This is a genomic window from Marinobacter sp. X15-166B (assembly GCF_001752365.1).
Classification (GTDB): domain Bacteria; phylum Pseudomonadota; class Gammaproteobacteria; order Pseudomonadales; family Oleiphilaceae; genus Marinobacter.
On sequence record NZ_MEIY01000001.1, the window covers coordinates 2,418,115 to 2,444,224 of the forward strand.

General features: G+C 59.9%; 18 protein-coding genes, 1 tRNA gene and 1 pseudogene. 6 read left to right on the forward strand and 14 right to left on the reverse strand.

All coding sequences use genetic code 11. The features are described 5' to 3' along the window. Positions 1-90 precede the first annotated feature (90 nt). Entirely contained in the window at positions 91-408 is a 318-nt protein-coding gene (locus BG841_RS11375; RefSeq protein ID WP_070057767.1) for an antibiotic biosynthesis monooxygenase family protein, read from the forward strand. Between the two features lie 36 nt (positions 409-444). Here BG841_RS11375 and BG841_RS11380 read toward each other — a convergent pair whose 3' ends face one another. The 7 genes from BG841_RS11380 to BG841_RS11410 form a co-directional block, all read right to left on the reverse strand. Continuing rightward, on the reverse strand, positions 445-1,875 hold the full coding sequence (locus BG841_RS11380) for an aldehyde dehydrogenase family protein (RefSeq protein ID WP_070057768.1): 1,431 nt from the start codon (positions 1,873-1,875) through the stop codon (positions 445-447). Between the two features lie 154 nt (positions 1,876-2,029). After that, the gene (locus tag BG841_RS11385; RefSeq protein WP_070057769.1) at positions 2,030-2,914 is read right to left on the reverse strand and encodes a glycine betaine ABC transporter substrate-binding protein; all 885 of its coding nucleotides are present in this window, start codon (positions 2,912-2,914) and stop codon (positions 2,030-2,032) included. 77 nt (positions 2,915-2,991) lie between these two features. After that, positions 2,992-3,723, reverse strand: coding sequence for an ABC transporter permease (locus BG841_RS11390; protein WP_070057770.1), 732 nt, complete (start codon positions 3,721-3,723; stop codon positions 2,992-2,994). 4 nt (positions 3,724-3,727) lie between these two features. After that, positions 3,728-4,888, reverse strand: a complete 1,161-nt coding sequence (locus BG841_RS11395; protein ID WP_070057771.1) for an ABC transporter ATP-binding protein — start codon at positions 4,886-4,888, stop codon at positions 3,728-3,730. A 29-nt stretch (positions 4,889-4,917) separates the two neighbouring features. After that, positions 4,918-5,583, reverse strand: coding sequence for an ABC transporter permease (locus tag BG841_RS11400; RefSeq protein ID WP_070057772.1), 666 nt, complete (start codon positions 5,581-5,583; stop codon positions 4,918-4,920). A gap of 245 nt (positions 5,584-5,828) precedes the next feature. Then, positions 5,829-5,905 (reverse strand) — tRNA-Pro (locus tag BG841_RS11405). Between the two features lie 135 nt (positions 5,906-6,040). Further along, complete coding sequence (locus BG841_RS11410; RefSeq protein WP_416202630.1) at positions 6,041-7,609, reverse strand: FMN-binding glutamate synthase family protein; 1,569 nt, start codon at positions 7,607-7,609, stop codon at positions 6,041-6,043. Positions 7,610-7,833: 224 nt separating this feature from the next. Here BG841_RS11410 and BG841_RS11415 point away from each other — a divergent pair, with 224 nt between their 5' ends. Then, complete coding sequence (locus BG841_RS11415) at positions 7,834-9,423, forward strand: BCCT family transporter (RefSeq protein WP_070057774.1); 1,590 nt, start codon at positions 7,834-7,836, stop codon at positions 9,421-9,423. A gap of 1 nt (position 9,424) precedes the next feature. Here BG841_RS11415 and BG841_RS11420 read toward each other — a convergent pair whose 3' ends face one another. The 4 genes from BG841_RS11420 to BG841_RS11435 form a co-directional block, all read right to left on the reverse strand. Further along, positions 9,425-10,375: an alpha-L-glutamate ligase-like protein gene (locus BG841_RS11420; protein WP_070057775.1), complete on the reverse strand. Its 951-nt coding sequence runs from the start codon at positions 10,373-10,375 to the stop codon at positions 9,425-9,427. Further along, the gene (locus BG841_RS11425) at positions 10,372-11,898 is read right to left on the reverse strand and encodes an inactive transglutaminase family protein (RefSeq protein ID WP_070057776.1); all 1,527 of its coding nucleotides are present in this window, start codon (positions 11,896-11,898) and stop codon (positions 10,372-10,374) included. Before BG841_RS11425 ends, BG841_RS11420 begins: the two co-directional genes overlap by 4 nt. Next, a complete protein-coding gene (locus BG841_RS11430) occupies positions 11,895-12,713 on the reverse strand; it encodes an ATP-dependent zinc protease (RefSeq protein ID WP_070057777.1) in 819 nt (272 codons plus the stop codon). Before BG841_RS11430 ends, BG841_RS11425 begins: the two co-directional genes overlap by 4 nt. Positions 12,714-12,913: 200 nt before the next feature. Next, the gene (locus BG841_RS11435; protein ID WP_070057778.1) at positions 12,914-13,270 is read right to left on the reverse strand and encodes a hypothetical protein; all 357 of its coding nucleotides are present in this window, start codon (positions 13,268-13,270) and stop codon (positions 12,914-12,916) included. A gap of 231 nt (positions 13,271-13,501) precedes the next feature. Between BG841_RS11435 and rmuC the strand changes: the two are divergent. The 3 genes and pseudogenes from rmuC (at position 13,502) to BG841_RS11450 (ending at position 18,702) form a co-directional block, all read left to right on the forward strand. Next, positions 13,502-14,928, forward strand: a pseudogene (gene rmuC, locus BG841_RS11440) (DNA recombination protein RmuC). A 25-nt stretch (positions 14,929-14,953) separates the two neighbouring features. Beyond that, on the forward strand, positions 14,954-15,826 hold the full coding sequence (locus BG841_RS11445; protein ID WP_228141646.1) for a hypothetical protein: 873 nt from the start codon (positions 14,954-14,956) through the stop codon (positions 15,824-15,826). A gap of 203 nt (positions 15,827-16,029) precedes the next feature. Then, positions 16,030-18,702: a penicillin acylase family protein gene (locus BG841_RS11450; RefSeq protein ID WP_070057780.1), complete on the forward strand. Its 2,673-nt coding sequence runs from the start codon at positions 16,030-16,032 to the stop codon at positions 18,700-18,702. A 91-nt stretch (positions 18,703-18,793) separates the two neighbouring features. Here BG841_RS11450 and BG841_RS11455 read toward each other — a convergent pair whose 3' ends face one another. Both BG841_RS11455 and BG841_RS11460 read right to left on the reverse strand, forming a co-directional pair. Beyond that, positions 18,794-21,580: a hypothetical protein gene (locus BG841_RS11455; protein WP_070057781.1), complete on the reverse strand. Its 2,787-nt coding sequence runs from the start codon at positions 21,578-21,580 to the stop codon at positions 18,794-18,796. Positions 21,581-21,874: 294 nt separating this feature from the next. Beyond that, positions 21,875-22,648: an enoyl-CoA hydratase gene (locus BG841_RS11460; protein ID WP_070057782.1), complete on the reverse strand. Its 774-nt coding sequence runs from the start codon at positions 22,646-22,648 to the stop codon at positions 21,875-21,877. A 222-nt stretch (positions 22,649-22,870) separates the two neighbouring features. Here BG841_RS11460 and BG841_RS11465 point away from each other — a divergent pair, with 222 nt between their 5' ends. Further along, entirely contained in the window at positions 22,871-24,385 is a 1,515-nt protein-coding gene (locus BG841_RS11465) for a fumarate hydratase (RefSeq protein ID WP_070057783.1), read from the forward strand. A 109-nt stretch (positions 24,386-24,494) separates the two neighbouring features. On the opposite strand, the gene BG841_RS11470 is transcribed toward BG841_RS11465, so the two are convergent. Further along, positions 24,495-25,949: a protein adenylyltransferase SelO gene (locus BG841_RS11470; protein WP_070057784.1), complete on the reverse strand. Its 1,455-nt coding sequence runs from the start codon at positions 25,947-25,949 to the stop codon at positions 24,495-24,497. Between the last annotated feature and the right edge of the window lie 161 nt (positions 25,950-26,110).

Consider the following 26,110-nt stretch of genomic DNA (forward strand, 5'->3'; position numbering starts at 1 on the left):
TCATACTAATTGTTGGACTATAGTGATCAGTTAGTCAAACCGCCGCGTGTCGCAGCGCCGATTCATAGACGAGCCGGAACAGGGGGAAGCATGAAATACATCTTCGAGGTTCGTATCCGCGAGGGCTACTCTGCCGAGGACTACGCGGACGCCTGGGTGCGTGCCAGTGAGCTGATTCAGCGGGCGCCGGGGGCGCGGGGCACGGAGTTGCACCGCAAAATCGGTGATCCGTATACCCTCATTGCGATTGCCCACTGGGACAGCAAGGCCAGCCGCGACGCCATGGAGTCGCAGCACAGCCCTGAAGTGGCGGCCATCATTCGCAGTGCGGCCCCGTTTTGCGAGATCCGCACGCTGGGCGAGTTTGAAGAGCCGGACTGGGTGGTGAAACCGCCCGCAGACCGGTGAAGGTTGAGGCGGTTATTATTGGCCGGGCCGGCTGGCTTACCAGTCGGTGACCGATTTCACCTCCAGGAACTCTTCCAGTCCCCAGACCCCGCCTTCCCGGCTGCCGTTCCCCGACTGCTTCATGCCCCCAAACGGGAAACCGGCGGAGCCGGATTTGCCGTTAATTTCCACCATCCCCGAGCGCAGCTGCCTTGCCACCCGGCGGGCCCTGTCTTTATCGGCGGTCTGGATGTAGTTGGTCAGTCCGTAGACGGTGTCGTTGGCCAGCCGGACCGCCTCTTCTTCGGTTTCAAACGGCGTGATCGCCAGCACCGGGCCGAAGATCTCCTCGCGCCAGAGGGTCATCTCGGGGGTGACATCCGCAAACACGGTCGGTTTGACAAAGTAGCCCCTGGCCAGTCCCTCGGGCCGGCCTTCGCCGCCGTGCAGCAGGGTCGCCCCTTCATCGATGCCCTGTTTGATCAGTGCCTGAATTTTCAGGAACTGCTGCTCGGACACGACCGGGCCTATGTGACGTCCTTCGCTGCCGGCCTGATCGACTTCGGTTTTCCTGGCAATCGCGGTGGCGGTCTCAACCGCCTGCTGGTAAACGGATTTTTCGACCAGCATCCGGGTGGGCGCGTTGCAGGACTGCCCCGAGTTGTTGAAACAGTGGCGTACACCACGGGTGACGGCCTTTTCGTCGGCATCCGCAAAGATGATGTTGGCGCCTTTACCGCCCAACTCCAGTCCCACCCGCTTCACGGTGTCTGCGGCTGCAATGGTGATGGCTTTGCCCGCCCGGGTTGAGCCGGTAAAACTGACCAGGTCGATATCCGGGTGACTGGACAGCTGGGTGCCAACGCCTTCACCGTCGCCATTGACCAGGTTGAACACCCCGGCGGGCAGATCCAGGCTGTCGATCATATCCGCCAGCAGCATGGCCGACAGGGGAGAAATCTCGGAAGGCTTGAGCACCACGGTGCAGCCTGCCGCCAGAGCCGCCGGCACTTTCAGCATGATCTGATTCATGGGCCAGTTCCACGGGGTGATCAGGGCACACACCCCCACCGGTTCGTGAATGATCAGGTTATCCGGTGCGTGGTCACCCAGCGGGTGTTCGAATTCGAACGCTTTCAGGGCGCGGATGGTGTTTTTCAGGTGCGTCGCGCCCGCGCCAACCTGGGCGGTGCGGGCCAGATTAATGGGTGCACCCATTTCCTGGCTGATGGTTTGCGCCATCTCTTCGGCGCGCTCGGTGTAGATCTCCAGCAAGCGCTCCAGCAGTTCGACACGGCGTGCTTTGGGGGTGGTTGACCAGGCCGGAAAGGCCTGTTTGGCCGCGCTGACCGCCCGGTTGGTGTCGGCTGCGGAACCCAAGGTAATCTGGGCAAACCCGGTTTCGTCGGACGGGTTGATTACATCCACCCGTTGGGTGCTTGCGGGTGTGACCCAGCCGCCGTCAATATAAAACTTGGTTGTATCCATGGTGCATCCACTCTTGTTATGAGGTTTGCACCATGATAACAGACTCATGCCCCCACCTCGCCACCCGTGCCGATGTTTCAGCCCGGGTGGCGAGGGGATGGGCAAGACAATTCAGTTGGCAGGCTGAGGGTTCGGAACCGCCTGCCGGAAGGGGTTACAGCAAGCCGTTGTCTTCAAGAAAGTTACGGGCGACCACTTCGATCGGCTGGCGCTCGACGTCCACGCTGGCGTTGAGGGCCGCCATGGACTGATCGTCCAGCAAGGCGGAGAGGGCGTTCATCTGCTCGGCGAGTTGTGGGTGCTTCTCGAGCGTCTCCTGTCGGACCACCGGGGTCATGGCATAGGCGGGGAAGAACCCCTGGTCGTCTTCGAGTACATGAAAATTGAAGGCCGGAATGCGGCCATCGGTCGCAAAGACCAGACCTACATCCACGTCGCCGTTACGCAGCGCCTGGTAGACCAGCCCCGACTCCATGCGTTTGACATGGCGGCGGCTGACGCGGAAATCGTAGGTTTTCTGCAAGGGCGACCAGCCATCGTCGCGGGCATAAAATTCAGCGTTCACGGCAAAGGTCAGATCGGTGCCGGCGTTGATGGCCTCGGCAAGGTCGGAGAGGGAGGTGATGCCGGTTTCCTCGACGGTTTCTTCGCGGATGGCCAGGGCGTAGGTGTTATTGGCCCGGGAAGGGTTCAGCCAGACGAGGTTTTTGTCCGCATCCAGGGCTTTGATCCGTTTGTAACTCTCTTCCGGATTGAGGACTTCGGCGACGTCGCGGTAAACGAACAGCGCGGTGCCCGTGTACTCCCAGTACAGATCGATTTGACCGCTTTCCTGGGCGCGCCGCAATACCGCAGAACCCATGCCGTCGCGCTGGTTGACCTCATAGCCCAGTCCTTCCAGGTATTGGCTGGTCATGCTGGCCATGATCAGTTGTTCGGTGAAGCCTTTGCCACCGACGACAACCGCTTCAGCCTGGGCGGTGGTGGCGATTGCGCCGGCCAGGATCAGCCCACTGAGAAATGTTAACAGACGTTTCATAGATGTTACTCCTGGTTTTGGTTTGAATTGTTACTGCCATTACGGGGAGCTGGCCCTGTTGCCAGAGTGCAGCGTCATCAAGCCCGGTCGGGGTTGACCCCCCGTTGAATCATTAAAAACGCCGCGACCGCAATGCAGGCGTCCACCAGGACCGCCAACAGGGCCGTCGGAATGGCGCCGGCAAGCATCATGACCGGATCAAACAGATCGATGCCGGTAAAAATCAGTTCCCCCAGTCCGCCCCCGCCGATCAGAAACGCCAGTGGCACTGTCCCCACGTTAAGAACCAGCGCCGTGCGGATGCCGGCAAAGATCACGTACAGAGCGTTGGGCAGTTCCACCCGAAAGAGACGCTGCATGGGAGACATGCCGATGCCCGCGGCCGCTTCCAGCAGGGCCGGGTCGACGCCCCGGAGTCCGGTGTAGGTGTTGCGCACAATAGGTAACAGGGTGGCAACAAACAGCGCGAACACCGACGGCACCGTGCCGATACCGAGAAAACTCATGGCCAGTGCCAGCACCGCCAGCGTGGGTATGGTGGTACCGATGTTAAACACCTGCATGACGGTTTCGGCCCAGCGCTCCATGCTGGGGCGCGACAACACAATGCCCACCGGGATAGCGACCAGAATGGCGAGCCCGCCAGACACCGCCGTCAGCCACAGGTGCTGACCCATCAGGTACTGCACATCGGGTATATAAAACAGAAAGTCGTCGATGACACCGCTGGATTGCCCCCAGGCACCGGCAAAGAAGATCGCCACCAGTACCAGCGCGCGCAGGGCCATATTCAGGCTCTGGATGGGCATCGCGTCACTCCTCGACCGGGGTGGAAGAATGATGGCTGCCATTTTCCTGGGAACGGAAGCGCGCGCCCAGGTGATGCGTCATGGCCCGCTGGCTGATCTGCCCGCGCACCCGACCTTCGGCATCCACACAGGGCAGCCACACGGTGTCCTTGGCGAACATCAGCGCGGCAGCCTTGTGCAGATTGTCGTCCAGCTCAATGGTGGCGGGCACGTTCTGCAGGTGATCTCCGCAAAAACCGCGGGTGGTGCGGGCCACGGCACGGGAGACCATGCCCACCGGTTGGTGCCGGTTGTTCACTACCAGGATCGAGAGCTGATAACCGAAATCGTCCATGCGTTTTAACGCCGTTTCAAGGCTGTCGTCGGGGGTGACCGTCCCGATGTTGTCACTGACCACTTCCCGTACCTTGACCAGGCTCAACCGCTTGAAGGCGCGATCCTCACCGAGGAAGGACTCGATGAACGTATTCCGGGGCGCCGCCAGCAGGTCGTCCGGGGTGTCGTACTGCACCAGATGTCCCTTGCGGAATACGGCGATGCGATCGCCCATCTTGATCGCTTCGTCGATGTCGTGGCTGACAAACATGATGGTTTTCTTGAGCTGCTCCTGCATGATGAGAAACTCATCCTGGATGGTCGCCCGATTGATGGGGTCGATGGCACCGAAAGGCTCATCCATCAGCATCACCGGGGGATCAGCGGCCAGGGCCCGGGCGACGCCAATGCGTTGCTGCTGACCGCCGGACAGTTCACTGGGGTAGCGGTTAAGAAAACTGTCGGGTTCCATGCTGATCATCGCCATCAATTCCCGGGCGCGCTCCTTGTACTTGGCCGGGTCCCAGCCCAACAGCTTGGGCACGATGGTGATGTTCTCTTCGATGGTCATGTTGGGGAACAGGCCAATCTGCTGGATTACATAACCAATGCCGCGGCGCAACTCCTCCAGATTCATGTTCAGCGCGTCTTCGCCGTTGATGAAGACCTTGCCGGAAGTGGGTTGGACGATGCGGTTGATCATCTTCAGGATCGTGGTTTTGCCGCACCCGGAGGGGCCGAGCAGGATGCAGATTTCGCCGGGAGGAACTTCCAGGCTGATCCGGTCGGCGGCAACCACAGCCCCTTTGGGGGTGTCGAAAACCTTGGTCAGATTATCGAGTCGAATCATGCAGAAAACCTTGTGTAGTGGGTGATGGCTCAGGCGTTGGCGTCCAGGCGCTCAGCCTGTCTCGGTGTCAGATACTTTTGCAGCGCCAGCAGGGTGTAGTCGACGATGATCGCCAACAGGCTGACGGCCACTGCGCCAACAATGAGTTGGCGCGGATCCGACTGGGAGATTCCCCGGCTGATGAAGGTGCCCAGGCCGCCGGCGCCGATGTAGGTGGCAATGGTCATTACCCCGATGTTGAGAACCACCGCAGTCCGCACCCCGGCCATGATCACCGGCACGGCCAGCGGAATTTCCACCAGGCGCAGGCGTTGATAGTGATTCATGCCGATGCCGCGGGCGGCCTCCCGCAGCGCCGGGTCAACGTCGTTAATGGCGGTATAGGTGTTGCGGATAATCGGCAGCTGGGAATACAGCAACACGGCGATCACCGCCGGCAGGTAGCCGATACCGTGACCAATCAGCGACAGGATCGGAATCATGATCCCGAACAGGGCGATGGACGGGATGGTGACGATGATCGAGGCGGCATAGAGCACCCGTCGCGCGACCCGTTCGTTTCTGGTAATGGCAATGCCAATGGGAACGCCGGTCAGAGTGGCGATGCCAACGGCGACGCCGACCAGAGCGATGTGTTCAAGGGTTCGGGTGATCAACAGATCCAGATTGTCGAGTGCGAACTGAAGCAGCTCCAAAGTGGTTTCTCCTTGTGAGCCCGCTCTGTTTACTGGTGGGCCGGGTACTGAAAAACGTAGCGCCGCTGCCGGGGCCCAAGGGACAGGGCGAGAAACGGAGGGGCAGCGAATGCCGGTTATATTATAACAGAACAAAGAGTTGTTTTCTTTGCAGGCCGGATGGGGCCGGTTGGGTAAAGCGTCGGGGGCCTGGAGCAACAAAAGAAAAAGGGCACACCCGAAGGTGTACCCTTTTCGTCATCAATTGGTCGGGACGGCAGGATTTGAACCTGCGACCCTCTGCACCCCATGCAGATGCGCTACCAAGCTGCGCTACGCCCCGATTCGCTAATCAGCACTCCGTGGTTGAAAAAGCCGTGCTTTTCTGGAGTCCTGCTAAAGATATGTATCTTCAGTGGCTTAGCGGGAGCGAATACTACACGAGAGCTTTCCCAAAAGAAACACCTAAATCCAAAAATCAGCGTAATTTTGTTTCCCGCAACTCGGCGACAAACCGGGGCGGGGCAAAACTGGCGGCGTCGGCGGCGCTCCAGTAGCGGTCAAATACACCGATCCCCGTTGTATTTCCGGCCAGCAGTGCACCGGGTTCCAGGAACTCGTACAGGTCCATGTAAGTGCGGGCGTCCGTCCGGGACACCCGGCGGAGGATATGTTCCGGGCCGAGTTGAGACGGGTGGGACAGCCCGGCAGCCCCCAGCAGGTTGCTCAGCGCCGCCACCGTGTTGTGGTGGAAGTGATAGACCCGTTGGCTTTTGTCTCGCACATCCAGTTTGCCACTGCGGCTGACGTCCTGGGTGGCAATACCACTGGGGCACTTGCCACTGTGGCAGTTGAGGGCCTGAATGCAGCCCAGGGAGAACATATAGCCACGGGCCGAGTTGCACCAGTCCGCCCCGAGGGCGAGGGTGCGGGCCATGTCGAAAGCCGAGGTGATTTTGCCGGCGGCACCAATGGCGATGTCGTCCCGCAAATTCGTGCCAACCAGCGTGTTGTGCACCAGCAACAGGGCTTCCGTCAAAGGCATACCCAGCCGATTGATGAATTCCAGGGGCGCCGCACCGGTGCCCCCTTCACCGCCGTCCACCACAATGAAATCCGGAGTGATGCGGGTGTCCAGCATGGCTTTGACGATGGCAAACCATTCCCACGGGTGGCCGATGGCCAGTTTAAAACCGACCGGTTTGTCCCCGGACAGGGTGCGCAGGCGTGCAATGAAGGCGAGCAACCCGAGGGGGGTGTCAAAGGCGGAGTGGCGCGCGGGCGAAACCACGTCCCGACCCACCGGCACCCCGCGGGCTTCGGCGATTTCGGGGGTGACCTTGGCGCCGGGCAAGATGCCCCCGTGTCCGGGTTTGGCTCCCTGAGATAGTTTGATCTCTATCATTTTTACCTGCTCCAGGGTGGCGTTCCGGACAAAGTTCTGTTCACTGAACGAACCGTCCGGGTTGCGGCAGCCAAAGTAGCCGGAACCAATTTCCCAGACCAGATCCCCGCCGGGTTGGCGGTGGTACCGGGAGATCGAGCCTTCCCCGGTGTCGTGGTAGAAACCACCCTGTCGGGCGCCGGTGTTGAGCGCCAGTATGGCGTTGGCGGACAGCGAGCCAAAGCTCATCGCCGAGATGTTGAACACGCTGGCGCTGTAGGGTTGGCGACGGTTTTTGCCAACCAGCACCCGGAAGGTTTCCGGGTCGCAGTCCAGCGGCGCCAGGGAATGACTCATCCACTCAAACCCGTCGGCGTACATTTCCAGTTGCGAGCCGAAGGGGCGCTTGTCGAGGGTGTTCTTCGCCCGCTGGTAAACAAGCGCCCGCTGATCCCGGGAGAAGGGGCGCTCCTCCGTATCCGACTGAATAAAATATTGTCGGATTTCGGGGCCGATCGACTCGAGAAAGTAACGAAAGTGAACCAGAATAGGATAGTTACGGCTCAGAGTCCGGCTGCGTTGGGCCAGGTCGTACGTGCCCACCAGCACCGGCAGGCTGAACAGCAGCGGGGTGGTGAAGCCGCTGCCGTAGGCAACCGCCATAATCAGTGACGTGGCCAGCCCGACCAGGCTGAGGGTGTACAGCCAGTAGCGGGGGTGGGTGGTAAGCAGCTTGCGCATGAATGCCTCGCGGATCAGGAACGGGGTTGTCAGGTTAATGGTCTAGAGTAACCGGTATCGCTGTGATCGTCAGTGTATCGGGTTTTGATGTTTTGAGTTCAAAGCAATAAACTGGCGGGTTTGTAAGATAAAAACAGGAGGCCCCCGTGGGCAGAGTGGTAAAAGACGAGTACCAAACCGATTACGTCGTCGGTCAGGACAATATCAACCCGCTGGGGCTGGATTTGCATGCCCCGGTGTTCCCGATCACCGCCGCGCTTGTGGTGCTGTTCGTGGTCGGCACCTTGATGTTTCCGGGCGAGGCCAAGGAACTTCTGGATGGCACCAAGAGCTGGATCATCAACACATTTGACTGGTTTTTCTTACTCAGTGCCAATGTCTTTGTGCTTGTGTGCCTGGCGTTGATCTTTTTGCCGATTGGCAAGATCCGCCTGGGGGGCATGGATGCCAAACCCGATTTTTCGACCGTCTCCTGGTTTTCCATGTTGTTTGCGGCGGGCATGGGGATCGGCCTGATGTTCTGGGCGGTGGCCGAGCCGGTGGCCTATTACACCGACTGGTATGGAACGCCTCTGGATGCGGAACCCTTTACCGCCCGTGGCGCGGCGATGGCAATGGGGGGCACCATGTACCACTGGGGGCTTCACCCCTGGGCGGTGTACGCGATTGTCGCCTTGTCGCTGGCCTTTTTTGCCTACAACAAGGGCATGCCGCTGACCATTCGCTCGGCGTTTTTCCCGTTGCTCAAAGACCGCGTGTGGGGCTGGCCGGGGCATGTGATTGACGTGCTGGCGGTGGTGGCCACCATCTTCGGACTGGCCGCCTCTCTGGGTTTCGGGGCGCAACAGGCGGCGTCCGGCATCGAGTACCTGTTTGGCCTGAGCGCCACCATCAATGTGCAGATGGGGATCATCACCGGGGTGACCGCGGTGGCATTGATCTCGGTGCTGCGGGGCCTCGAGGGCGGCGTCAAGGTGCTGAGTAATATCAACATGGTTTTGGCCGGGTTGCTGCTGTTCTTTGTGATTTTTGCCGGCCCCACCATGAGCATTCTGGAAACGGTGTGGGTGACCAGTTCAACCTACGTCACCCAGGTGGTGCCGCTGAGTAACCCCTTCGGGCGCGACGATGAAACCTGGTTCCACGGCTGGACGGTGTTTTACTGGGCCTGGTGGATGTCCTGGTCACCCTTTGTGGGCATGTTCATTGCGCGGGTCTCCAAAGGCCGCACGGTGCGTGAGTTTGTTACCGCAGTATTGCTGGTGCCCACGCTGATTACCGTGGTGTGGATGAGCAGCTTCGGAGGCGCCGCACTGGAACAGATTCAGGCCGGGCTAGGCTCGCTGGCTGAAAACGGCCTGACTGAGGTCCCGCTGGCCACCTTCCAGATGCTGGAAAATCTGCCCTGGGTGAGCCTTACCTCGTTTGTGGGTGTGGTGTTGGTGCTGGTGTTCTTTATCACCTCATCAGACTCCGGATCCTTGGTGATCGACAGCATCACCGCCGGCGGCAAAACCGATGCCCCCACGGCCCAGCGCGTGTTCTGGGTGGTGATGGAAGGCGCCATAGCCGCCGCGCTGATTTTTGGCGGCGGGGCCGATGCCCTGGGGGCCATCCAGGCGGCTGCGGTCTCGGCGGGATTGCCGTTTGCGGCCATCTTGCTGATCATGTCGTGGGGCTTGCTCAAAGGCCTGACCCATGAACGCAATCTGCTGATTGCAGAAGGTAAGTTGTGAGTTAACGGGGGATCGAAAAGGCCGTCATCGCATACTCCACCCGCTCTTCGGGGTTGAAGTGCGGACGCTTGAGGCGTTCAACGGCCTGCAGACGCGGCACCAGCCCCCGGCCGTTCGCCATTTGAATGGCCAGCCCGGGACGGGCGTTCAGTTCCAGCAGGAGCGGACCGTCCCGGTCGTCCACCACCAGATCCACCCCCATGTATCCCAGCCCGGTTGCTTCGTAGCAGCGGGCGGCCATTACCAGCATTTTTTGCCAGGCGTCAATGGCCAGATTGGCCATCGACAGGCCCGTATCCGGGTGCAGGGTGATCGGCCGGTTGAATTGCACCGCATTCAGGCTGCGGCCACTGCCAATATCGAGACCGACACCGACCGCCCCCTGATGGAGATTGGCCTTGCCGTCCGACGCCCGGGTCGATAAGCGCAGCATGGCCATGACCGGGTACCCCTGAAACACCACAATGCGGATGTCCGGCACCCCCTGATAAGAGAACCGGGCCAGCTCGGCGGACGGCTGCACCAGGCTCTCGACCACGGCGACATCCGGCGTGCCACCGAGGGAGTAGAGCCCGGCCAGAATGTTGGACAAGTGGCGTTCCAGCAGATCTATACCAACATTGTCCCCGGAAGCCTTCTGATACTCGTCGCCGTCGCGACGGGTGATCACGGTAATGCCTTTTCCCCCCGAGCCCTTGGCCGGTTTGATCGCGAAGCCGTCGAGGGTACTGATGCGTTCGCGAAAGTGCTGGATCTCGTGTTGCTGGCTGACCACCTGCAACAAGGCCGGCGTGGGGATCTGGTACTCTTCGGCCAGCCGTTTGGTTTTCAGCTTGTTGTCCACCACCGGGTAATCGCGCCGGTCGTTGTAGCGGCCTATGTAGGCGACATTGCGCCGGTTCATGCTGAGAATGCCGGCCCGCCGCAGCCGCATGGGCGATATCCAGCTCATTGCCTGAACGCCTTCACCGGATGGAAGCGGCGCAGCTCACTGAGTTTGTAGCCGGTGTACTGCCCCATCAACAACAGCAGTCCCAGCACCACCAGGTGCAGTTCGGGAAAGTTGAAGGTCAGGTGGCCCGCCAGAGGCACGCTCATGACCAGATAAGCCGCGACCGCCACAAACAGGCTGCCAGAGCCCTGTATCAGGACTTCGTGGGGGCCTTCCTCTTCCCAGAGAATGGACATGCGCTCGATGGTCCACGCCAGAATGATCATGGGGAAAAAGGTGACCGTCATACCGGTGTTGAAGCCCATCTGGTAGCCGACGATGCTGATGCCGGTGGTGATAAAAATCACCAGGATGATCAGCGCAGAGATGCGCGACACCAACAGTAAATTGAGACTCGACAGATAGCCACGCATCAGCAAGCCGAGGGAAACCACGGTGATGAACGCAATCAGCCCCGGTACCAGGGAGGTTTGCACAAACGCCACCGCAATCAGCACCGGCATGAAAGTGCCGGAGGTGCGAATGCCGATGATTATGCGCATAAACGCCACCACCAGGGCACCCAAGGGCAACAGCAGCAGCATGCGGAACATGCTCTGTTCCTCGATGGGCAACTGGTACAGGCTGAGGAAACCGAGGCCATTGGCGGCGGATTCCGCCCGGGCCAACTGCAGGGCCGGCACGGTTTGTCTGAGCATGGCGAAGGACACCCGCGAGTCTGCGCCGCCGGTGACATCCAGCAGGGACACGGCGGCCTGACGCCAGAGCAGCACGCTCTCCGGCAGCCCTTGCTCGCCGGTCTGGGGGTTGAAGGTCAACCAGCGTTCGCCATTGTAAATCTGCAGAAACGGGCGGAGCGACTGCCGGCGCCGGGCGTCTTCGAGTTGCAGGCCATCCGCGATGCGGGCAGGAATACCGGCATGATTGAGCATACGCGCCAACAGCTCAATGTAGTCCTCGCCCTGGGTAAGCAGGGTGGTATTTTGCACCGGGTTATCCGGTTGCATCAGTTTGATCAGTTCCCGGGTCATGCTCTCCGCATTACTGGATTTGGCCGCGGCTTCCTGAAGCACTTCCTGGACCACGGTGGCCTGGGCTTCTTCCCAGAACACGGTGTTGGGCTGTGGCTGGCGTCTGGGCGGGGGCGAGTGGCGGCTGCTATCGGGGATCAGCTGGGCTTTGAAATACAGCGTTTGGGGGCCACTGGCGATACGTTTGGACCACTCGGCACGGCGGTTTCCGGACTGCTGAACGATCGAAAACCCGTAGCCCGGCGAGGCGGCCTGTTCCGACAGCAAACGAAACCCCGGCGGGTTGTCGGGAATGTTCAGGCTGGCGAGCACCGGCTCGTTGAGCGCTTCAAAATCAATGCGGGCCTCCACCATCCACACCGGACGCTGTTCGCCGGTCAGCCAGGGAATGCCCATTTCCACATGGCGCAGCACCGCCAGCGCAAGCCCGGCGGTGATCAGCAGAAAAATGGCAAAATAGAACGGATAACGGGACCGGGAGCGGGTGCTCACTTGCGGTTACCCATCTGTTTCAGCAGTTCGGCGGGAATTTCGGTGGTGAACTCTTTGCCCACGTCGACCAGCGCCACGTCTCTGAGAATGTTGCGCCCGATGAGCACGGTAAAGGTCAGGTGCTCGCGGTCGGACAGGGTGAATTCAGCCTTCTGTTGGTAGTTGCCGATGGCAAACTGCAGTTCCACCACCGCCCGGCGTTCGTAGCTATCGGTGTTGGACTGAATGATCCTGACGTTGCGGACAATCTCGCGCTCGAGGGTGGTGAAGGTCGGCGCTTCATCTTTATTGGTGGACGGCGTGGGCACATCGAAGCGCACCCAGTTTTTGCCGTCGCGTTCGAACCGGGTGATGTTGCGTGCATCCAATGACGAGGTTTCCGCACCGCTGTCAATGCGTGCGGTGTAGACAACACCGGTGTCTGCCAGCAGGATTTTCTCGCGCTCACCCACAATGATCTTGCCTTTCAGCCGGTCTGCGGCGGCCCGGTCGGCCTGGCTCATGGGGCTGGGCTGAGGGCAGGCCAGAGGGGCGGGTGCCGGTGGACAGGAAAAGTTGTCAACCTGACGGCTGAGGTTCAACAGCAACGCCTCCGTTTGCGCCTGATGCTGGCGGCTGAGGGAATCGTGCCGGGCGGTGGCGGTGACCAGCAGGGAACTCAACTCGGCTGTTTGTCCGTGCAGCTGGGCATGCAACTCGTTCAGGTCGTTTTTCGGCACCATGAAATATTGATCACTGGCACAGCCAGCGAACAGCACGGTGGTGGCCAGCAAAGCCAATGACAACAAACGGTAAGGTGTGTGGGTTGAGGGCATTCGAAACGTCTCGGGTTGGCGCGGTTGTGGCACGATTGGGAACAGCCGGCCTGCCGGTGGTGAGTGACGGCAGCCTGCATGCCAAGGGTATAGATTATAGGCAGAAGTATACAACACTCTGGCGGTGCTGGTGTTTTACAGTCGCGTAACACTCGGCAGGGGACGTTGCTGTGTTACTACCGGGTTTTTCGGAGGAACGGCTAGCCGCACCGCATCGCTTTGTTTTTGGTCAGAAAGTGTCCGGTGTCGATAATGCCCTCGGCGCGCAGGTAATCCTGAATGACGGGCGAGCAATTGAGGAAAAAAAGCAGGAATTCAGTCTGGATTTCCCGGTCTTGAATACGTGCGGCATATCGGAGCAGGTGACGGACCCCCTCATCCTGACTGTCGTCAAAAGACTGGCCGTAACGCTTGGACAGCAGCATGGTCAGCCGTTCAAGATGAAGCTCACCGGTATGGGTAAGATGAGGGGCCAGGCGTATAGGTCGCTCCGCAGGGGCTTCACTGCCGACCGCGACCGGTTGTCCGAGTGTTTTACGCCAGAGCTCTTTGAGCATGTTGAATCCCTATCTACAGCAGCCGGAGCAGTTGCCAACGATCTCTGCTTTGAGTCACCGACTGTTCTAGCGTATCGCACCGGTATCGTCCAGCCAGGGGGGCTGCCATTGCTCAAATATGCTGACTCCTCGGCATTTTTGCAGAAAGCACTGGACATCGGTAGCGGGAACAAACCCGGACAATCCCTGGTGCAGATGCGCTAGACTGACCACACTTGTATAACCCACTGAATGAAAGGAAAGCCCGTGCCGGACGCTCTGCAAAACCTGACCTCTGTAAACGCTGCCCTGCCCATGGCGAGTGTCCTGGCGGTGCTCGCCACCTTGCTGGTCGTGGTCGCCCTGGCGTTGGTGGTGGCCCTGATCCGGCTGAGGCGCCAGGCGTCGTTGCAACAGGATCTGGCCAGACTGGAAGCGGAATGGCGGATCAGCGCCGCGCGGGTCGAACAACTGGAAACGGACCTGCAGGCCGAACAGCAGCGTGCCGAAACACGAGCCACGGAGCTGGGAGAGGCCCGGCTGCAATTGCGCGAATACGAGGTAAGCTTGCAGAAAGAGCAACGTGCCGCCGCCGAAAAGCTGGCCTTGCTGGAGCGCAACCGGGACGCACTCAAGCAGGAGTTCGAGAACCTGGCGAATCATATATTCCAACAGAATAACGAACGCTTCAGTCAGCAAAGCCGGGCCAGCCTGGACTCGTTGTTGACCCCTTTTAAAGAGCAGTTGCAGGATTTTCGCAAACGGGTCGACGACGTACACACCTCTGAAACCCGTGAGCGCCAGGCCCTGCGCAGTGAAATCAAGTCCCTGCAGGAGCTGAACCAGCAGATCACCGAAGACGCGGCCAACCTGACCCGGGCGCTGAAGGGAGACAAACAGGTGCAGGGCAACTGGGGTGAGCTGATTCTCGAGAAAGTGCTGGAGCGCTCCGGGCTGCGCAAAGGCGTCGAGTATGAAACCCAGGGCAGTTACCGCAGCGCTGAGGGCGAATTGCTCAGGCCGGACGTGGTGGTCAACCTGCCGGACCAGCGCCACCTGGTGATTGACTCCAAGGTGTCACTGATTGCCTACCAGCAGTGGGTGGTTGAAGAGGATGACGGCCGCCGCGCCCAGGCCCTCAAACAACATGTGGAGGCCGTGCGTCAGCACATACGAACCCTGAGTGCCAAGGATTACAGCCACCTGAGCGGGCTGCATTCACCGGATTTTGTGCTGTTGTTCATGCCCATTGAGCCGGCGTTTGTGGCGGCTTTCCAGCAAGACGAGAACCTGTTCGCAGAAGCCTTTGAACGGAAGATTATTGTAGTTACCCCAACCACTTTATTAGCCACCTTGCGCACCATCGAAAACATCTGGCGCTACGAGCGCCAGAGTCAGAATGCCCGCGACATAGCCGAGCGGGCCGGTGCGGTGTACGACAAATTGCGTGTGTTTGTGGAAGCGATGGAAAAAATGGGCGCCCAGTTGCACACCGTGCAGGGCACCTACGACAGCGCCATGAATACGCTGACCCGGGGCGTGGCAACCTGATCTCCCAGGCAAACCGGTTTGTGGAACTGGGTGTGCGGGTCAAGAAAGAATTGCCCAAAACCGTGACCGATCAGGCAGAAGTAGAGATTGACGATGATGCAGAAACCGAACTTACAGACCAAGCTTGAATAGTCAACGTATAGGAGTGACGGTATGGATAGGGGATGCAATACAAGCGCAGGCGGGCGCAGAGTCCGGCCAGCGATCATGGCGGGGGTGGCCTGTGTGGCCGCGCTCTGGGCAATATTTGCCCATGCCTTGCCGCCCGAACACGAGATGCGGCGGCTAATGCTGGCCACGGAAACCGCGGTCAAGGCCGAAAACTGGCGAGAAGCCAGCGAATACCTCAATCGGCTGCAAGTACTGGTGGCCGAGAAGCCCGCTGATTATCTGTTTTACCGTGGCCGGGTGATGATGGAGGCGCAACACTTCAACGAGGCGCGCTCGGCGCTGGAAAAATACGTTGAAGCAGCGGGGGAGGAGGGTCAGCATTACAAACAATCCCTGTTGTTGATCACCGACATCGAGAAACGGCAGGCGCAAAGCGTGCAGGCTGCGGTGACGGGAGCGGCGGAAACGCCGGTGGCCACGATTGAATCCGCAGAGGGGCAAGCCGGCTTGCCCGACCTGAAAAAGCTCTACTTGACGCCCTCCGCCACCACCGCACTGGAAGCGCACCTGAACAGCCTGCTGGGAATGAGTGCCTGGCGTGGCGACCAACGGATCGTCAAGGAAGATGCGCCTGCGGACGTGGTATACAAGGTTCGGGCGGCCGAGGGCGAGATTCACGTGCAGGAATCCCGCCGCAATCCCCAGGGGGAAATGGCGGTGTCCACCCAGGCCATCGGCGTGTACGGCATCAGCCCCCAGGTCAGGTCCGCCTGTGAGCCGACCGCGCCCACCTGTTGGGTATACGACCCCCGGGACGGTTCCCGCCTGCTGCAATTGGGCAACAACCGGGAGCGCGCCACCGAAGTGGCACAGACCCTGGGGCGGTTGATCCGTCGGTTGCAGACCCCCGATTAACAATACCGGGGGCAGACGGACCGCTGCCCCCGGACGCCAATCCAGTCACCCCCCCCAATATCAGCACCCTGTCATCCCGTTCCGGCGCCGCTGTTCGTTAGCGCAACACACGCCCTGTGCTAGTCTCAAAACAAGGTGTTGACGGCTAGTCACGCGACTTTGGCGTAGGTCAGTGTGAAAAAAACAAGCATAAGGAACGCGCTATGGAACGCTGTGCAATTCTCGGAGCTGGCCGGCTGTGTATCAAAAAAGCCGGCGTAATGGTCAGTTTGGCGGGTGGTTTATTGCTGAGTGGCTGCTTTGATGGCAACGGCGGTGGCAAGCCGGTGGTGGAACCGCCGCTGTTTCCTGCCAACGGCCAATTCGAGGCCACGATCAGACGCACCGAGGGTGGGGTGCCCCACGTAAAAGCCGACACCCTGGCATCGGCGGCCTTCGGCCACGGTTACGCCCAGGCGCAGGACAATGTGTGCCTGCTGGCAGAGGCCATAGTAAAAGCCCGCAGTGAGCGGTCGAAGTATTTCGGACCGGGGCCGGACACCGCCTTTGGTGTCGGTATCAACATCGTCACAGACTTCAGCTACAAAGCGCAACAAATACACAGCGGCGCGGAAACAGAACTGCAGACCCTGAGTGCGGAGAGCCGCGCTCTGGTGCAGGGGTTTGTGGAAGGTTATAACCGCTACGTTAGCGAGACGGATCCCGCAGCCTTGCCGGCAGAGTGTCGCAATCAGGAATGGGTCAAGCCCATCACGCCGGTTGATTTGCTCGCCCATTATCGCATTGTGGGGCGCTACGCCAGTGGGAACCTGTTTGCCACCGGGGTGGTTTTTCTGGCAGTCCCGCCGGGGGCGAACCCGGCACCGGAGCCGGCGGCAGGCGTCGTGGTCAACGACCGGATACAGCAATTGCAACACGAGGTGGTGGGCACCGCCTTGGCAGCCGCCGGGGCCGTTCAGGATTTCACTGACACGGGTCTGGCCAGTAACGCCTGGGGTATCGGCAAAGAGATGACCGAGCAGGGGCGCGGTGCGCTGCTGTCCAACCCTCATTTTCCGTACACCGGCCACCGCCGCCTGTATGAGTCGCAGTTGACCGTGCCGGGTTATCTGAATGTGCACGGCGCCGGATTGCTGGGCACCGCGCTGCCGCTGATCAGCTTCAATGAGAATCTGGCCTGGTCGCATACGGTGTCCACCAGCCGGCGATTCACCTGGTACGAACTGGTGCTGAAAGACGGCGATCCCCTCACGTATGTAAAAGATGGCCAGGAAAAACCCATCACCGTTGAAAACCATCAGATTGAAGTGAAACTACCCGGCATGGCGGAACCACTGGTGCTGGCGCGGGATTTTTACTACTCCGAGTACGGGCCGATGATTGCGGCCAATGCCGTTAACCCACAACTGCCCGGCTGGGGAGGGGAAGGGCTGTTGAACGCGGGGCAAACGGTGGCCATGACCTATCGCGATGCCAACGCCGACACGGGTGGCCTGCTGGACACCTGGCTGCAGATGAGCCGGGCAAAAAATCTGGCTGAGTTTCAGGACGTATTCCAGAACTGTGGCTCGACCCTGTGGGTGAATACCACCTACGCCGATGATCAGGGCAACGCCTTTCATATCGACAGCAGTTCCGTACCGAACCTGTCGGAGAAAGCCGCTGCACTGGTCAATCTGCGCCGCCTGGACCCTTCCTACGCGGGTCTGTTTGACGAAGGGGTTACCCTGCTGGACGGTGGCCAATCGATCGAGGACTGGGTAGAAACCGAGTGTGGCGGATTAACCACCTACGCTCAGAAACCGAAACTGGTGCGCACCGACTGGGTGCAGAATTCCAACAGCAGTCATTGGGCCACCAACCCCGCTGAGTTTCTGACCGGGTATTCACCCTTGTATGGTGACGAAAACGCACCGGTGAACCCCCGTACCCGTCTGGCCCTGAAAATGCTGCAAAACCCCATGGATTCGGGTTTCCCCTTGGCACCTCTGGTTGCCGGTCAGGACGGCAAATTCAGCGCGCAGGAGCTGCTTGGCGTGATCTGGAATAACCGGGCCTGGCACGCCGAGCAATTCCTGCCGGAGTTGCGGGAACGATGCGACGCCATTGGCAGCACACCCGTAGCCGACCGTGATCTATCTCCCTGGTGTGAGGCCCTCGGCAACTGGGACGGTCTGTACAATCTGGACAGTGTGGGGGCGCACATTTTCCGGGTGTTCATGGCCAACTATCTGAAGGACGTCGACACAGACCTGACCAAGCCGTTCAGCCCGGCAGACCCGGTGGGCACCCCGGCACTGCCCAGTGAGGATAACGCGGGTACGCCGGACGACACCATGCTGAAGGCTTTATCAACCGGGGTGGGCGCGCTGGAGTCCCAGGGCATCCAGCCCACCGACACACTGGGGGATCTGCAGTATTACCGCGCGTCCGGCGGGGTGGTGCCGGCGTCGGGTGCTGCGCCGGAGTTCCTCATGGAGCCGATTCCCTGGCACGGGGGCGACGGCGCGATTGACGGGGCATTCAATGCGGTCGGCGTGTATACCGGGGACGTTGCGGAAGACACACGATTCCCCCGGATTGCACCCACAGTGCTCGCCGATACTGGCGGACTTGCGGATGGCAGTGGCGGCGTCGACAAGTGGTTGATATCCCGGGGCACCACCTGGCACTTCGGCCTGGAGTTTACGGAGAACGGCCCCGAAGCCTACGGGTTGGTGAGTTATTCACAGTCCACCGATGCCATGTCGCCCTATTTCAAGGACCAGAGTCAGATGTATTCCGACAAAATCTACCGGAAACTGCCGTTCACCGAGGATGAGATCAGCGCGAGTCTGCTGGTGCCAGGCGGCGAGGTGACGGTCACCGGTCCTTAGGAGCGCAGCCTTCGCCGAAGGACGAAGCGGCGGGACTGTGGAAAGCAAAAAGCCCCGGCTATGAACCGGGGCTTTTCTTGGCTGTCGCCGTTTAGGGGTTGGTCGGTGTTGGTTCCTCGCTCTTCACAAACGCAGAATTGTTGAATTGAAGGGCGGTTCCGTTATTTTCAAAGAAAGTTATGATGTTTTCCGCCATATCGCCAAACACCGCTAATTGGGTAGCGTCTTCAGGATTGATAATGGTGGTGTGCGTTCCAGCAGTGAAGCGGACGACATTCACATCAGCCGATAGCGGGTCAGTATCTGTCGTAATGGTATCGGCGCCTAATTGCATGATGAGTGGCTCAGTTCCGGCCAGCGGTGCTGGCAGGGCACTGTTCAGCGGTCTGGTGTAGGTGCCCGCATAAGCAACATCGGCAGCGACCGGCACCGTTTGGTCCTGGGTCGACCTGTCAGACCCATCCCCGTAAATTTCATTCAAATAAACCTTGCTGTTGCTGTCGATAATTGACCCGACGAAATTGTGGGGTTCGACGCTATCGAGCGAGGCTTGAGCAACATTCAGAAACAGCTCCAGATTACTGGTGCCCTGTGTCAGGCCGGACTTGCCCAGGCCAGCAAGAACAGTCGCACCGATGGACGGTGAATTTTCCAGCAGTTTTGCAATGCCAGCGCCTGGCGTTACCAGAGCGGCCGCAGCAATGGGGTTGATGCTGGAGTTGCCTATCGTGCTGGCTTGGGCTGCGCCATTGGCGATCGCAACGAAGGAAGTCCCCAGAATGCCGCCAAGGGAGTGTCCTACAAAGTAAATCTGGCTTGCACCGGTTACAGCGACATCGCCGTTGGACCCATCACCGTCAAGGTCAATATCATTGAGCTTGACCAAGCTGGCGTTAAGATTCAGTAAATCGACTACGCCTTGTCGGGTATTGTCGCGCGCGGCGGGCAGGTTGCTCAGGTTCAGGAAAAACTGGCCTGAAGAACCGACGGCTTCATCGACATCGGTCGAGTAAACCATTCTCGCGGGCACTTGGTCCCCGTTAACAGTTTGCTGCCCCCAGCCGAAGTGGCGTTCACTCATTGGCAGTAAGCTATCGGTAAATGTTCCGTCGGGCTGCTGGGATTTATCTACGCTAAAAGCCAGTGAGGGATCCAATCCGCCCGTGGCCAGTTTAGGAGCTATGCCGTGGTGGGGGAGATCCATCGCGACAGTGACGAAGCAGTTGCCTGCCAGCTGGTTTCCCAAGGCGAGGCTGTGAGAGCGGTTGCCGAAGATACCATGTTGATAGATGACCACATCATAGGGTTTGTTTGCACCACAGGTGGTCGCATGCGGGACCGAGAGCATCAGGGGGACTGATACAGTATCCTTCTGCTCGGCAAACGGGTAACGGTAGGTTACCTTATCCGAGGGTGGGGTGGTTCCAGACTCATTCCCCGCGCCAGCGTCGATCAAAGCGCCGACGGTGGTTGACGCAGTCCAAGTGGAATCAAGAGCGGACGGGGCTTCGGCAGTGGGGGTGTCCAGGTAATAGGGCAGCTCTATACTGGCCTGGAGGATCCAGCCCTCCTCGACTGAATCTACCAGTGCCGCTGCCGCAGGAATCCTTGTTGCCTCATATGTAACGATGTCTCTTGGTGCGGGATTGCTAAAGTCCGCCCCATTTCCAGCGAGGTTTGCCGCCGTACCAGCGGCAGTGGCGCGAAGTGTGGCATCGCCGACATCCTCAATGGCTGCATCGGCTACGGTCAGGAGCGCACCGTATTGGGTGGTCGGATCCATTGCTTCAAATGCATCAGCGTTGTCAGCCAGGTACTTGGCAATCGCTTCTTGGCGGGTGTCTACAATGGCTTTTTTGTAGAAGAACTGTGCCGGAGAAACTGCCGCTTCCAAGACGTCGGTGGTGCCGCCGGTGGTGAACGTTAGCGATAAGGCGATGTCATCCGCCGTCAGGGCGGGTAAAGATGCAGCTGCACGACTGGGATTGGTCAATGCAGTGAAGTAACCGGTTGCGAGTGTCTCCCAGCTCTGAATGGCGCCGCGAACCGGCTCGAGGGCTGAACTGCCCAAGGGCTCATTTTCATTGCGGATATTCTGATAAGAGGGCGAGCCAATCAGTGGTTGTCCGACCGAATCCTTCACTTCATTGGTTACGACAACAAGATACTTCTTTTTCGGATTCAGCGGACGAAGGGGGGTAATGCGCAGCACATTATCGGTGCCGCCATCCAGGGAAATGACTTCTGTCCGGAATTCGTTGTTGAAATCAAACACCGCACCTGCCGTGGCTGGCCCGGGTGACTCTTGCAGCGCAGCAAACGCCAAACCAAGGTCAAACGTGGGGGTTTCACCCGGAAACGCAGTGCGTTCCGGCGCGGGAGAAATAGCGCCGCTGTCCACCAGGTCATTTATAAGGCTGGTATAGAAGGAGGAATCATTCACCAACGAGTCGCCACCTGGAAAATCCAGAGACAAAAGGAATACGTTTTGCGCCGGATTAGGGACCGGGGTGCCATCACCTGCGTCAATCACCGGAACGGCATTCACGGTCTCTGGATCGATGGATCCGGACAATTTAATGTCGAACTGAGCCGTTGTTGATGACCCGTCCATGAAATCCAGAGCGTTGGTGATCGGGTTTTCTGTGGAACCACTCAAGGTGCCGTCAGCGTCCGCTCCCTGCTCAAACTGAAGATCACTGGGAACAGGCAGTTCGCTGGTTAGCGGGTTAAAAACCGGCCAGGTCTTGCCCGTAAAATTTGGGTTGCTGATCTCATAAACCGGATCCGCATTACCCCCAGTAGAACTGTCATCAAAGCAGCCTGTAAGCCCAACGGACGACGCCACGGCAAGACATAAGAGAGTTTTCTTGAACATGGGTGGAACCTTTTCTGTTGTTGTATCGTTATACATGGCGGCTGACGGGGCCGGTCTGGTGTGAGCCGGTAAGCCCTTGGGTCAGTGGCCTGTCTTGTTCAAAATCAGTCGGTTGAATATAGGGTCAGCGCACTTTGTCACTTCCTGTTACTCTGACTATATCGAAACTGGTTGGATACTGTTGATCGCTCTAAAGAGTGATTTTGTCCCGCTTGCCGGATGCGTTCGGCTCCCTATGCAAAGTAGATGGAGGCAGATGGTTTGTCGAGCCTGCCTCCGGGCGCCCGCCTGGTTTCAGGAAAATTTGGAAAAATCGGGGGTGCGCTTCTCCAGAAAAGCCGCCAGGGCCTCGGCCACTTCCGGCGATTTCAGCCGTTCCAGAAACACCCGGCCTTCTTCTCTCATGGAGTCCTGCAGCTGTTGGTGCGAACCGCGGTTCAGTAATTGCTTGGTGGCACGGACTGCCGCCGCCGGTTGCGCGCAGAGTCGTTCGCAGGCGGCCAGGGCCCTGGCCTCGGTCTCTTCCGGGCTACAGATCTGGTTGATGAGCCCCAGTCGCAGGGCGTCTTCGGCACTGAAGGTGCCACCGAGCAGCAGCATTTCAGCCGCCCGCACCCGCCCGAACCACATCGGCAGCAGCAGGCTGGAGCCGGCCTCCGGGCTCAGACCGAGGTTCACAAACGGCATCTGGAACCCGGTGTTGTCGCCTGCGTACACCAGATCGCAGTGCAGCAGCATGGTGGTGCCGACGCCGACGGCGGCGCCGTTGACCGCGGCGACGATGGGTTTGGTCGCCTTGGCCAGCAGGGATAAAAACCGGCCCACCGGAGTTGATTCAAAGTCACCGTCCAGGCCGGCGGCAAAATCGCCCAGATCGTTGCCGGCGGTAAAGCAGCTCGCGTCACCGGTGAACAGAATGCAGCGTATGTCGTCGTTGGCGTGGGCCTGTTCCAGCGCGTCGCCCAGGCGGGTGTACATGTCATGGGTCAGGGCGTTTTTACGCTCCAGACGGTTCAGGCGTACCACCAGCGTTTGGTTTTGTTGTTGGGTGAGAATGTGGTCGTTCACAAAGCGTCTCCTGACAGTGACTTATGATTAGCGATTTAACCCCAGGTGGGCGTTTGAAAGCAAAGTTGATTGCCGCCGGCGGTTCGCGGCAGGGGCGGCGGCTGCCGCAGACTGTCCTAAATGCGTGCCGGCTGATAAACTTCGGAGCCAAATTTTATATTCCAAGCAAGGCGCGTGCGCCGGGCGTGCGCGCAAAAACCGACCCACCCGATGAGAGCCTCTATGACCACTGTAATACGCCAGGACGATCTGATCGAGAGCGTAGCGGACGCGCTTCAGTTCATCTCTTACTACCATCCGAAAGACTTCATCGACGCCGTGCACGAGGCGTATCAGAAAGAAGAGTCCCAGGCGGCCAAGGACGCCATGGCCCAGATTCTGATCAACTCGCGGATGTCTGCCCAGGGCCGTCGCCCGATGTGCCAGGACACCGGCATCGTGACAGTGTTTGTCAACATCGGCATGGACGTGCAGTGGGACGCGGATATGGCGTTGGACGACATCATCAACGAAGGCGTGCGCCGGGCGTACAGCCACCCGGACAATGTGCTGCGCGCCTCGGTGCTGGCCGACCCGGACGGCAAGCGGGTGAACACCAAAGACAACACTCCGGCGATCATCCATTACAAGGTGGTGCCCGGTAACACCGTTGAAGTGCACGTGGCGGCCAAGGGCGGTGGTTCCGAGGCCAAAGCCAAGTTCGCGATGCTGAATCCGTCGGATTCGGTGGTCGACTGGGTGTTGAAGGTGGTGCCCGAGATGGGGGCCGGCTGGTGCCCGCCGGGGATGCTGGGTATTGGTATTGGCGGTACCGCCGAGAAGGCGATGGAACTGGCCAAGGAGTCCTTGCTGGATCCGATCGACATCCACGACCTGCAGGAGCGCGGCGCCTCCAACCGGGCGGAAGAGCTGCGTCTGGAGCTGTACGAGAAGGTCAACGAGCTGGGGATTGGGGCTCAGGGGCTGGGTGGCCTGACCACGGTGCTGGACGTAAAAGTAAAAGATTACCCCACCCACGCCGCCAACAAGCCGGTCGCCATTATCCCCAACTGTGCGGCGACCCGTCACGCCCACTTTGTACTGGACGGCTCCGGTCCGGCGCTACAGACCCCGCCGAGTCTGGACGACTGGCCGGAAATTACCTGGGACGTGGGCGACAACGTGCGCCGGGTCAATCTCGATACGCTCAAGCCGGAAGACGTCAAAGAGTGGCAGCCCGGTGAAACCGTGCTCCTGTCCGGCAAAATGCTGACCGGCCGTGACGCGGCCCACAAGCGCATGGTTGAATTCATTGAACGGGGCGAACAGCTGCCGGTGGATCTGCAAGGTCGCTTCATCTATTACGTGGGGCCGGTTGATCCGGTACGGGAAGAAGTCGTCGGGCCCGCCGGTCCGACCACGGCCACCCGCATGGACAAGTTCACCCGCACCATTCTGGATAAAACCGGCCTCACCGGCATGATCGGTAAAGCCGAGCGCGGTCAGGTGGCGATCGATGCCATCAAGGAATTTGGCGCGGTGTATCTGATGGCGGTCGGTGGTTCCGCCTATCTGGTCTCCAAGGCCATCAAGGCCGCCAAAGTGGTGGCGTTTGAAGATTTGGGGATGGAAGCCATCTACGAATTCGAGGTGGAGGACATGCCGGTGACCGTGGCGGTCGATTCCAACGGCACCTCGGTGCACCAGACCGGACCGGTGCAGTGGCACGAGAAGATCATCGCTGCCAAAGCCGTGTGATCGTGTATCGATAACGGGTGGTCACGCACCTGTGAAACCAGCCGGGCCGGCCCAGAGTCATTCTGCGCCGGCCCGGCCGTTTCTGGCCGGCAGCTGGTGCCAGCAGCGCTCAGGAGGAGCAGCTGATGTTCAGGTGCTTGCCCCAGTCCGGTGGCGGCGCCGCGTAGCGCTCAAATTCCGGCTGCTCGGCAAAAGGCTGCGCGAGCACCTTTAACAGTTCCTCCAGGGGGCCGTAATCGCCGTTCTGCGCCTCCTGGATCACCAGCTGCGCCAGATAGTTCCGCAGTACGTATTTGGGGTTGACCGCACGCATGGCGGCTTCCCGCGCCTCCGCCGAGCGGGTTTCTTTTGTCAGCCGGGCCCGGTAGCGCGCCAGCCAGACATCCGCCGCTTCCCGGTCGACGAACAGATCCCGCACCGGTGCGTCGCCATTGCCTGCCAGGTTGGATAAGTTGCGGAAAAACAGAGTGTAATCCACTTTGTGGGTGTGCAGCAGCGCGAACAGTGCCATGGTCAGGTCAATGTCGCTGGCGTCGTCTTCGGCAAGCCCCAGTTTGGCGCGCATGCTGTCCAGAAAATGGCTGTTGTAGGCGTCACCATACAGCTCCAGGGCCTGGCGGATATCCTCTTCGGGCAGGATGGGCATCAGCGCCCGGGCCAGATACTGGCAGTTGATGTAGCCAATGTGGGGCTGGCGGTTGTAGGCGTATCGCCCGCCCTGATCGGTGTGGTTGCAGATGTGGCCGGCGTCGAAATCGTCGAGGAAGGCGAAGGGGCCGTAATCGAAGGTGTCGCCGATGATCGACATGTTATCGCTGTTCATTACCCCGTGGCAGAATCCGACCACCTGCCACTGGGCGATCAGAGTGGCGGTGCGGGTTACCACCTCCTCCAGCCAGCGGCGGTTGCGCTGCTCGTCCGGCAACGCCAGCAGGTGGGGGAAGTGGTAGCGGATGGTGTGCTCGAGCAGGGCCTTCAGGGCATCTTCGCCCTGATGGTAGGCGGCAAATTCGAAGTGACCGAAACGGATGTGGGTCTGTGCCACCCGGACCAGGGTGGCTGCGGTTTCCAGGCTTTCCCGTCGCACCGGATCTTTGGCGCTGACCATGAACAGCGCGCGGGTGGTGGGGATGCCGAGGGCGGCCATGGCTTCACTGCACAGGTACTCGCGAATGGTGGAGCGCAAGACGGCCCGGCCGTCGCCAAACCGGGAGTAGGGCGTGGTACCGGCCCCTTTCAGGTGCCAGTCCCAGCGGCGGCCATCGGGCCCGAGGGTTTCCCACAACAGCAAGCCCCGGCCATCCCCCAATTCCGGGTTGTAGGCGCCAAACTGATGACCGGTGTATTTCATCGCCACCGGATCCATGCCTGCCAGCAGTTCAGTGCCGGCGCCGATGCCGGTCCACTGCGCCGGGTTGGCGGTGTGAAAGCCCATCTCTGCGGCCAGAGACTGGTTGAAACACACCAGCTTGGCGTCACGCAGGGGGGTGGGCGCGACGCGGGTGTAGAAGGCGTCGGGCAGTTCGAGATAACGATGTTCAATGCGAACGGAATCCTGCGGCATAGGGCTCTTTCTGGTCGGCAACTGGGTGGTCGATACCCGCAGTCTCGCAGACCGGGCGGGTAGGCACAAACTTGCGAATCTGCGATGGGGTACCGGTAGGGAGGCTTTCAAACCCCTGACGGAGGGCTATACTGTGCGTGGCTCAGGAAGAGCCGGGCGCC

Bases quoted from the DNA above. Each gene is read 5' to 3' on its own strand.
- BG841_RS11375 (WP_070057767.1), top strand. From the start codon at position 91: ATGAAATACATCTTCGAGGTTCGTATCCGCGAGGGCTACTCTGCCGAG.
- BG841_RS11380 (WP_070057768.1), bottom strand. From the start codon at position 1,875: ATGGATACAACCAAGTTTTATATTGACGGCGGCTGGGTCACACCCGCA.
- BG841_RS11385 (WP_070057769.1), bottom strand. From the start codon at position 2,914: ATGAAACGTCTGTTAACATTTCTCAGTGGGCTGATCCTGGCCGGCGCA.
- BG841_RS11390 (WP_070057770.1), bottom strand. From the start codon at position 3,723: ATGCCCATCCAGAGCCTGAATATGGCCCTGCGCGCGCTGGTACTGGTG.
- BG841_RS11395 (WP_070057771.1), bottom strand. From the start codon at position 4,888: ATGATTCGACTCGATAATCTGACCAAGGTTTTCGACACCCCCAAAGGG.
- BG841_RS11410 (WP_416202630.1), bottom strand. From the start codon at position 7,609: ATGGCGGTTGCCTACGGCAGCGGCTTCACCACCCCGCTGCTGTTCAGC.
- BG841_RS11420 (WP_070057775.1), bottom strand. From the start codon at position 10,375: ATGAGCTGGATATCGCCCATGCGGCTGCGGCGGGCCGGCATTCTCAGC.
- BG841_RS11430 (WP_070057777.1), bottom strand. From the start codon at position 12,713: ATGCCCTCAACCCACACACCTTACCGTTTGTTGTCATTGGCTTTGCTG.
- BG841_RS11435 (WP_070057778.1), bottom strand. From the start codon at position 13,270: ATGCTCAAAGAGCTCTGGCGTAAAACACTCGGACAACCGGTCGCGGTC.
- BG841_RS11445 (WP_228141646.1), top strand. From the start codon at position 14,954: ATGGATAGGGGATGCAATACAAGCGCAGGCGGGCGCAGAGTCCGGCCA.
- BG841_RS11450 (WP_070057780.1), top strand. From the start codon at position 16,030: ATGGAACGCTGTGCAATTCTCGGAGCTGGCCGGCTGTGTATCAAAAAA.
- BG841_RS11455 (WP_070057781.1), bottom strand. From the start codon at position 21,580: ATGTTCAAGAAAACTCTCTTATGTCTTGCCGTGGCGTCGTCCGTTGGG.
- BG841_RS11465 (WP_070057783.1), top strand. From the start codon at position 22,871: ATGACCACTGTAATACGCCAGGACGATCTGATCGAGAGCGTAGCGGAC.
- BG841_RS11470 (WP_070057784.1), bottom strand. From the start codon at position 25,949: ATGCCGCAGGATTCCGTTCGCATTGAACATCGTTATCTCGAACTGCCC.